General features: G+C 47.6%; 8 protein-coding genes and 2 pseudogenes. 9 read left to right on the top strand and 1 reads right to left on the bottom strand.

The features are described from left to right. Positions 1–87: 87 nt before the first annotated feature. Positions 88–153: pseudogene (locus tag ACI32D_RS06135) on the top strand (Fic family protein); the annotation flags it as partial. A gap of 1 nt (position 154) precedes the next feature. Here the strand turns inward: ACI32D_RS06135 and ACI32D_RS06130 are convergent. Then, positions 155–679 carry a hypothetical protein gene (locus tag ACI32D_RS06130; protein ID WP_439775723.1) on the bottom strand — a complete coding sequence of 175 codons (525 nt, stop codon included), beginning with the start codon at positions 677–679 and terminating at the stop codon, positions 155–157. Between the two features lie 133 nt (positions 680–812). Here ACI32D_RS06130 and ACI32D_RS06125 point away from each other — a divergent pair, with 133 nt between their 5' ends. The 8 genes and pseudogenes from ACI32D_RS06125 to ACI32D_RS06090 all read left to right on the top strand — a co-directional run bounded on the left by ACI32D_RS06125 (position 813) and on the right by ACI32D_RS06090 (position 7,813). Then, positions 813–1,193 (top strand): hypothetical protein, encoded by a 381-nt coding sequence (locus ACI32D_RS06125; RefSeq protein WP_439775722.1) that lies wholly within the window; start codon positions 813–815, stop codon positions 1,191–1,193. A gap of 183 nt (positions 1,194–1,376) precedes the next feature. Continuing rightward, on the top strand, positions 1,377–2,438 hold the full coding sequence (locus ACI32D_RS06120) for a Fic family protein (protein WP_439775721.1): 1,062 nt from the start codon (positions 1,377–1,379) through the stop codon (positions 2,436–2,438). 27 nt (positions 2,439–2,465) lie between these two features. Further along, positions 2,466–3,020, top strand: coding sequence for a GNAT family N-acetyltransferase (locus tag ACI32D_RS06115; RefSeq protein ID WP_439775720.1), 555 nt, complete (start codon positions 2,466–2,468; stop codon positions 3,018–3,020). A gap of 167 nt (positions 3,021–3,187) precedes the next feature. Beyond that, positions 3,188–3,478 (top strand): annotated as a pseudogene (locus tag ACI32D_RS06110) (hypothetical protein); the annotation flags it as partial. A gap of 190 nt (positions 3,479–3,668) precedes the next feature. Then, on the top strand, positions 3,669–4,538 hold the full coding sequence (locus ACI32D_RS06105; RefSeq protein ID WP_439775719.1) for a LysR family transcriptional regulator: 870 nt from the start codon (positions 3,669–3,671) through the stop codon (positions 4,536–4,538). Positions 4,539–4,621: 83 nt separating this feature from the next. Then, the gene (locus ACI32D_RS06100; RefSeq protein WP_439775718.1) at positions 4,622–4,969 is read left to right on the top strand and encodes a cyclophilin-like fold protein; all 348 of its coding nucleotides are present in this window, start codon (positions 4,622–4,624) and stop codon (positions 4,967–4,969) included. A 20-nt stretch (positions 4,970–4,989) separates the two neighbouring features. Beyond that, positions 4,990–5,742 carry a carboxymuconolactone decarboxylase family protein gene (locus tag ACI32D_RS06095; protein WP_439775717.1) on the top strand — a complete coding sequence of 251 codons (753 nt, stop codon included), beginning with the start codon at positions 4,990–4,992 and terminating at the stop codon, positions 5,740–5,742. A gap of 145 nt (positions 5,743–5,887) precedes the next feature. Continuing rightward, positions 5,888–7,813, top strand: coding sequence for a heavy metal translocating P-type ATPase (locus ACI32D_RS06090; RefSeq protein WP_439775716.1), 1,926 nt, complete (start codon positions 5,888–5,890; stop codon positions 7,811–7,813). The last annotated feature ends 18 nt before the right edge of the window (positions 7,814–7,831 follow it).

Here is a 7,831-nt window from a genome sequence, read left to right as displayed (position 1 = left end):
TCTACCCATAGATTTAACTAGAAAGGAATATCAGAAAAACTTACCAATACTGATGCGATTATCAAGATTTAGTAAGTTTTATGATTCGGATTTATAGAAATGACCATTCCGGAGAAGCCGAAAAGCAGAAATCAAAAATACCGAAGAAAATAACTTAGTCGGTTGAGCGACCAAGATAAGCGACTAAGTTACCGACTAAGATAAAGAAGAGTCCCTTCATGCTTAAGCGTGAGGGGACTTTTTTAGTCCAATTATTTGCTCTTTCGTCCAAAATCGGGCAAAATTGGACGAAAAAAGCATCTCTAGCAAGAAAGTTATCCTGCCAGGGATGCTTGTTTTGGTTGATGAGATAATATTCCACATCTAAATCGGGCAAAAGTTCCTTGAAAGTTTTGCCCTCAAACAAGGGAACGTCTTCCACCAACTTACGGAAATTCTTATTTTGAATTATGACTTTTCCACTGAGTTCTTCGGCAATCATATAGCCACCGTCACCGTAGGCTGCGGTAATGATATATCTAATACCGTGATACCAGAAAAGAAAATCCATTGTTAAAGGCGAATCGTCCTTTCTTTTCGGAAATTCGTTCCATGATTCAGATAACATAAAACTTTCCCAAGTGAAAGGCTTATCTTCTTCTACGTGATCTTTGTTTGTCTTCATTCTTTTTTCTTCCAAGTTAGATGTTTTGCTTTTTGAATACTCTTAATATACCAGAGTTATCAAGAAAAGCGTAAACTATCTCATAGAAGTATTTTTAGGGATGTAACGACGATGAAAAAATTTATCAATATGAGGAAGGAAAGTATAGATGTATAAGGTGATTGCAATAAAAGAATATGAATTTACGCGAGATATCATTGTTGAAAGTCAAAAATCCAAACAGCAATACACAGTATTTGATGATTCGGATTTAATTGGAAATGATCAATTCTCTTTTGTGAAAGAGCAAGAGATTTATGATTGTAAGATAGGCATACTATACGAAGAAAATCATTCTGGAAAAACCTTTTATGTTTTATCTCGGGAAAAGGTTGGTAAGATGAACTTATTTAGGGTATCAAATTCAGACGGTGATAATTTTTATTTGCCAGCCACCACAGATGTAAAGATTGGTAGTCAAATTAACTTGATAGTAAAAAGATATGATTTGCTCTCAGTTAATAATGTAATAAATGATAGGGTGCTATAATTTTTGTTTATGGTAGATGGGGATGAAGTACATTGGAAGAATTATTATGGCTACAACAGCATTAGGAAGTAACGTCCCTTCATGTTTAAGCGTGAAGGGACGTTTTTAGTCCAATTATTTGCTTTTTCGTCCAAAATTGGGCAAAATTGGACGAAAAAGAGCTAGTTGGACGAAAGGAAACTTATGAGGTCATTTGATTACAGCAAACTTGCTGAAAAAGCCTGGGACATGGACATAGTCAATCTCGTGGCCAAGATTCATGAATACAAGGGCAGACAGGACTTGTTTGTCCGGCAAAAGCCCGTGGAACTTGACCGCTTGGTTGAAATAGCCAAGATCCAAAGTACCGAAGCCTCAAACAAAATTGAGGGGATCGTGACGACAAGCACACGGATGAAGCAACTTTTTGCCGAAAAAACGCGACCAAGGAACCGGGATGAAGATGAAATCATGGGCTACCGAGATGTTCTGAACACAATCCACGAGAGCTATGAGTATATCCCCGTCAGGCCGTCTTACATTCTTCAGCTTCACCGAGATCTGTTAAAAAGAGCTAGCTTCTCTTATGGCGGCCACTTTAAGAGTGTCCAGAATTATATCAATGAAACCAGGCCAGATGGAACGTCAGTTACTAGATTTATCCCGGTTTCGCCTGCCGATACGCCGGAAGCTGTGGAAAGACTGTGCAATGCTTATGAGCAGGCTAGCGCGACCGAGCAAATTGATGCTTTAATACTAATTCCTGCTTTTATCTGCGATTTTCTCTGCATTCACCCTTTCAATGATGGCAACGGCCGAATGAGCCGGCTGTTGACCCTGCTCCTTTTGTACAAGAGTGGCTACAATGTCGGAAAGTACATCAGTATCGAAAAGCAGATTGAAAAAACTAAGGACCGCTACTACGATGTTTTGCAGCAGATTGACTTGGGCTGGCATGAAGAAAAAAATGATCCTACGCCTTTCATCCGCTACATGCTGCAGGTGATCTTGGCTTGCTACACTGAGTTTGAAGATCGCGTCGGATTAATGTCTGAGCATGGCCAAGGCAGTACGGCATATGATATCGTGAAGCACTATGCCCTGGAAAAAATTGGCAAATTCACTAGCGCGGACGTGCTGGCCCACTGCCCAAGCGTCAGCCGGTCATCAGCACTTGCCGCGTTAAAGAAGCTCACTGAAGAGGGGCTTGTCATCCGGAAGGGATCTGGCCGGGGCACTTTCTACGTGAAAGCTGACAGCAGATAGTTTTTAGAATGAAGAGGCAACAGTCACATGAAGACAACTTGGCAAAAAGATGGCTTTACGATCCGCCTGGCACAAGCCAGCGATGTGGACGATTATTATTTCCAGAACTACTGCCCCTTGGACAAGGAAGTAGCCAGACTGACCGGCTGCAAGAAGGAATTTACCAAGGAAGAAGTGACTTCTTTTTTCCTAAAAGCTATCGAAGAAACGGACAGATACTTCTTCTTGATCTTAGATCCAAACGGTAAAATCATCGGCGAGAGCGTGATCAACGAAATCGACTGGGACCTGCGCCGGGCTAACTTCCGCATCTGCATCTTTCATCCGGCGGAAAGAGGGCAGGGCATTGGCAGCTGGGCGGTTGAAGTGAGCCGGGATTTCGCCTTTGACCAGCTGCACCTGCACCGGCTTGAACTGGATGTCTTCTCTTTTAATCCCCGCGCGGAAAAAGCTTACCTGCGGGCGGGCTTTAAGCGGGAGGGAGTTTTGCGGGATGCAGTTTTCGACAGGGGCCAATACGCTGATGACATCTTGATGGCGATCCTGGAAGATGATTGGCGAGAGCTTAAAAATGGTGAATAATGATATTTTTATATGAAAAATATTCTATCAACTCGTTATTTTATAAATAGTAAGTAAACTTGCTATATGATATACTAAATATAGTCATGACGTGATATAGTTATTTTTAAATAGTTAAAACTCCCTTTAACGTTAAAGCGATAACCATGATTTGTTGAGGAAAAAATATGACTAAATACCGCGCCGACATTACGGCACTTAACGCAGAAAAAATTGGCAGCCAGGCTCACGGCTATGTAGAATTCACGACTGAGGGAGACAAGCTCCACATCAAGCTGGAGATGTTCGACACCCCGGCTAACATCCAGCACTGGGAACACTTCCATGGCTTCCCGGACGGCAAGGATGCCCAAGTGCCAACCCTTGCCCAAGATACCAACCAGGATGGCTTTATCGATCTCTTGGAAACCGAACCAGTCTCCGGCACGATTATGGTGCCCCTGGACGCAGAAAGCCATTCAAAACATGATTCCGCCCAAGCAGCGGAGTCATGTTTTTTTGCCCGCAAAAGGCGGAGAAATCGGTAAAATTAAGTAGAAGAGAAAATCCAGACAGGAGAGATTGCCATCTTTGAGCAAGTTGGCTGAGTTTAATCTGTCTGCTGGCTTGGTGTCTTTTTTAAATAAAGATGGAGATGGAGCAACTTAAATGGAAATCAAGGCCTTGCAATATTATCTGGCGGTAGTCAGAGAAGGAAATATCTCAAGAGCGGCAGAAGTGCTGCACGTGACCCAGCCAGCCTTGAGCCGGCAGATCGCCCAATTGGAAGAAGAGCTTGGCACGCAGCTGTTTATCCGGGGGCGGCGGCTGAAGCTGACGAACGCTGGCATCATGCTGCAGCGGCGGGCTGAAGAAGTGACGGCGCTGGTTGAAAAAATCGAAGATGACTTCGCTGATGCTAAAGAAATTGGCGGCGTCATTTCGATTGGCAGCGGCGGCCTGTACTCCTCCCGGGTTTTTCCGGAAATCATGGCCAATTTTCGCAAAGACCACCCTAACGTCAGCTATCGCTTGTACACCAACAGCGCGGAATACGTCAAGCAGCAGCTGGAACAAGGCTTGCTTGATTTCGGCCTTTTGCTGGAGCCGGTTGACGTAACAAAATTTGACTATGTCCGGATGAAGGACAAGGAGCGCTGGGGCCTGCTTTTAAGAAGAAGCCACCCACTGGCCAAGAAGGAGTTCATTACCCGGGAAGACCTGTGGAATGAGACGCTTATTACTTCTGACCGCCTGCCAGTCCAAAAGGAACTCCTAACCTGGATTGGCCGGCCAAAAGCAGAACTGGATATCTTTTGCACTTTCAACTTGATTACCCAGGCGGTAGATATCGTGGACGCCGGCCTGGCTTCCGCGTTGACAATCGAAGGAGCTGTAAACATGTATCCGACTGACCGCCTGGTCTTCCGGCCGCTCAAGCCGGAGCTTTACATGAGCTCGGTCTTTGCTTGGAAAAAGCCCCTGCCGGAATTTGGCGCGGCTGCTGCCTTTTTGAATTATTTTAAAAGCATGCTTTGAAGGTATACCTCTCCATAAAACATAAGCATTTAACATACTTGTTTATTGCTCTTATAATAGAAAGCATAGACGAGGTGAGAGAGATGAGGGTCAGTATTACAGCCGGCAAGCACACGGTTTACGCGAAGCTTTACGACAATGCCGCGGCCAGGCAGCTTTATGATAAACTGCCGGCAACCTTGACCATGCTTAACCTCTATGGCAGGGAAATGTGCTGCCGGATGGGGGCAGGCAGCCTGCCGGCCACTGAGGCCGTGGTTACTGGCTATAAGATTGGCGATATTTCTTACTGGCCGCCGGCTGGCAGCCTGGTCATTCTGTATGAACAGAACGGTGAAGTGTTTAACCAGCAGCCGATCGGCCGCACTGAGGACGACATCTCGTTTTTTGCCGGGATGCCCGACACGGACGTTATCTGGAAAAAAGCATAGTAAAATCAGGAGGCAAAACAATGGCAAAGATCATTCAAACTGCAGGCCGAGACCAATTAGGCGATTTCGCGCCGGAATTCGCGCATTTTAACGACGATGTGCTTTTTGGCGAAAACTGGAACAACCAGGATATCGATCCCAAGACCAGAAGCATTGTCGTAATCTCAGTCTTCATGGGCCGGGGGCTGGTGGACGAATCCTTGAAGTACCACCTGCAGACTGCCAAGAAAAACGGGGTTACCAAGAAGGAAATCGCCGCCATCATCACGCACGCGGCCTTTTACGCCGGCTGGCCGGTAGCCTGGGCTGTCTTTAACATGGCCAAGGATATCTGGACTGAAGATGAAGCAGCCGACCTGTCAAAAGAAGCCTACGAGAAGACGATCTTCTTCCCTATCGGCGAGCCAAATGATGCCTATGCTAAGTACTTTATTGGAAACAGCTACCTTGCCCCGGTAACTGATGCTCCATTCCCGATTCACAACGTTACCTTTGAACCGGGCTGCCGGAACAACTGGCACATCCACCACGCGGACAAGGGCGGCGGCCAAGTATTGATCTGTGTTGGCGGGGAAGGCTGGTGCCAGATTGAAGGCCAAGCGCCAGTAAAGATGACCCCGGGCAAGGCAGTCATCGTTCCAGCCAACACCAAGCACTGGCATGGGGCAGCCAAGGACAGCTGGTTCTCCCACCTGGCCTTTATGATTCCAGGCGAAAACATGAGCAACGAATGGCTTGAACCGGTTGATGACGAAGAATACGGCAAGCTGTAAAGCAATAATAATTAGCAAACACGTACTGATGGCAAATCAGTACGTGTTTTTTTGCGTGAAAAATCCCGATCTTGATAGAAATCAATTGGGGAATTCTGCTTTCCCAGTATATTAAAAGCAGCAAATCAAGGAGGTCGAAAGATCAATGCAAAAATGGTTAATGAAAAATCGCAACCGGCTGACGGCAATCACAGGCATCTTAATCGTCCTGGCCTTTGCCGCTAAATGGCTGTTTAAAAGCGAAGCAGCAGCCAGTCTGCTCTTGGCCGCCTCTCTTATCGGCGGTTTTCCCATCGCCTTAGAGGCTTGGCAGGCCCTAAAAGTCAAAGTCATCAGCATCGACTTATTGGTGACCCTGGCCATCTTAGGCGCCTTCGTCATCCAGGAATTTGAGGAATCGGCCATCGTGGCCTTTCTCTTCTTGTTTGGGGCATACCTAGAGCAAAAGACCCTGGCCAAGACCCGGTCAGCAGTTAAAGAATTGGTGGAGATGGTGCCAGAAACAGCCCTTAGGCAGACTGAATCAGGCGAATTTGAAGAAGTTGACTTAGGCGAATTGGACGAAGGGGACATCCTCTTGGTCAAGACCGGGGGCAAGATTCCGGTCGACGGGGAAGTCGTCTTCGGCTCCGGAACGGTCAACGAGTCCAGCATCACTGGTGAGTCCATGCCTTTAGGCAAAAAGCCTGGTGACTTGGTCTACGCCGGCACTATTTTAGAAAATGGGACTATCCGGATCAAGGCCGAAAAAGTCGGGGATGCAACGACTTTTGGCAAGATCATCGAACTGGTCGAAGAAGCCCAGGACTCCAAGTCCCAGGCTGAGCGCTTGATTGACCGCTTCTCCAAGTACTACACTCCAGTGGTCCTGCTTTTGGCCATTATTGTTGGCCTGGTTACTCAAAAGCTGGAACTGGCCGTGACCATCCTGGTTCTCGGCTGCCCAGGCGCTTTGGTTATTGGAGTGCCGGTCTCAAACGTGGCTGGAATCGGCAACGGGGCCAAGCAAGGGATCCTTTTTAAGGGCAGTGAGGTCATCACCAAGTTCAGCAAGGTCGATACGGTCATGTTTGACAAGACCGGGACCCTGACTTACGGCGACCCCCGGGTCAGCCAGGTGAAAAAATATGGCCAAGGCAAGGAGGCTGAAGAGCTTTTGGTCAGCGTGGAAAAAGAATCCTCCCATCCCCTGGCCAAGGCGATTACGAGCTACTACGTGGACCTGGAAGCAAAAGAAGTTGAAGCTTCCCAGACTCTCCAAGGCGGCGGGATCGTTGCTCAAGCAGCTGGCCAGCAGGTCCTGGTCGGCAACCGCTACCTGCTTGACCAGTACCATGTTCCAGTCACGGAAGAAATGGAAAAGGACTTAAAAGAGCTGGCAGCAGCTGGCAATTCCCTGGTTCTGGTCGCCGTCAATGGCCAATTAGAGCTTGCCTTAGGCTTAAAGGATGAGATCCGGGCCGGGGTCAAAGAAGACCTGTCCGCTTTAAAAAAGCTGGGCGTGAAGAACCTGCTCCTTTTGTCCGGTGACAACCAGCAGACGGTTGACCTGGTGGCTGAAGAATTGGGCCTCACTGAGGCATATGGCCAGCTTTTGCCAGAAGACAAGGCAGACTTTGTCCAAAAGCGGCAGGAAGCCGGCGAGATCGTGGCCTTTGTCGGCGACGGGATCAACGACAGCCCGTCCTTGGCCCGGGCCGATATCGGGATTGCCATGGGCAGCGGAACCGACGTGGCGATTGAAACTTCAAACGTGGTCCTCATGAACGGCAGCTTTGACCGGATTCCGCGGGCTCTGGCCCTGGCTAAGGCTACCCGGCGGAACATGATCGAAAACATTACCATCGCCCTGGCTGTCGTAGCGGTCTTATTGGTCAGCCTTTTGGCCAGTTCCTGGATGAACATGGCCATCGGGATGTTTGTCCACGAAGGCAGCATCCTGGTCGTGATCCTGAACGCCATGCGGCTGCTAGCCTACCGGTCAAAATTGCAAAAAGCGCAAAAGTTGATAGAAAACAATTTTTCTCAAGCAGAAGGCCCGTATACTAAGGGCATTGAGAGCATCCAATAAAAAAGAAAGGACGAAAAA

The sequence above is a fragment of the Lactobacillus sp. genome, from assembly GCF_051873315.1.
GTDB lineage: Bacteria > Bacillota > Bacilli > Lactobacillales > Lactobacillaceae > Lactobacillus.
Note: the sequence above shows the minus strand (reverse complement) of the source record. Positions and strands in the feature narration are given on the sequence as shown.

Coding starts and splice junctions, on each gene's coding strand:
- ACI32D_RS06100 (WP_439775718.1), top strand. CDS start 4,622: ATGAGGGTCAGTATTACAGCCGGCAAGCACACGGTTTACGCGAAGCTT.
- ACI32D_RS06125 (WP_439775722.1), top strand. CDS start 813: ATGTATAAGGTGATTGCAATAAAAGAATATGAATTTACGCGAGATATC.
- ACI32D_RS06090 (WP_439775716.1), top strand. CDS start 5,888: ATGCAAAAATGGTTAATGAAAAATCGCAACCGGCTGACGGCAATCACA.
- ACI32D_RS06095 (WP_439775717.1), top strand. CDS start 4,990: ATGGCAAAGATCATTCAAACTGCAGGCCGAGACCAATTAGGCGATTTC.
- ACI32D_RS06120 (WP_439775721.1), top strand. CDS start 1,377: ATGAGGTCATTTGATTACAGCAAACTTGCTGAAAAAGCCTGGGACATG.
- ACI32D_RS06115 (WP_439775720.1), top strand. CDS start 2,466: ATGAAGACAACTTGGCAAAAAGATGGCTTTACGATCCGCCTGGCACAA.
- ACI32D_RS06105 (WP_439775719.1), top strand. CDS start 3,669: ATGGAAATCAAGGCCTTGCAATATTATCTGGCGGTAGTCAGAGAAGGA.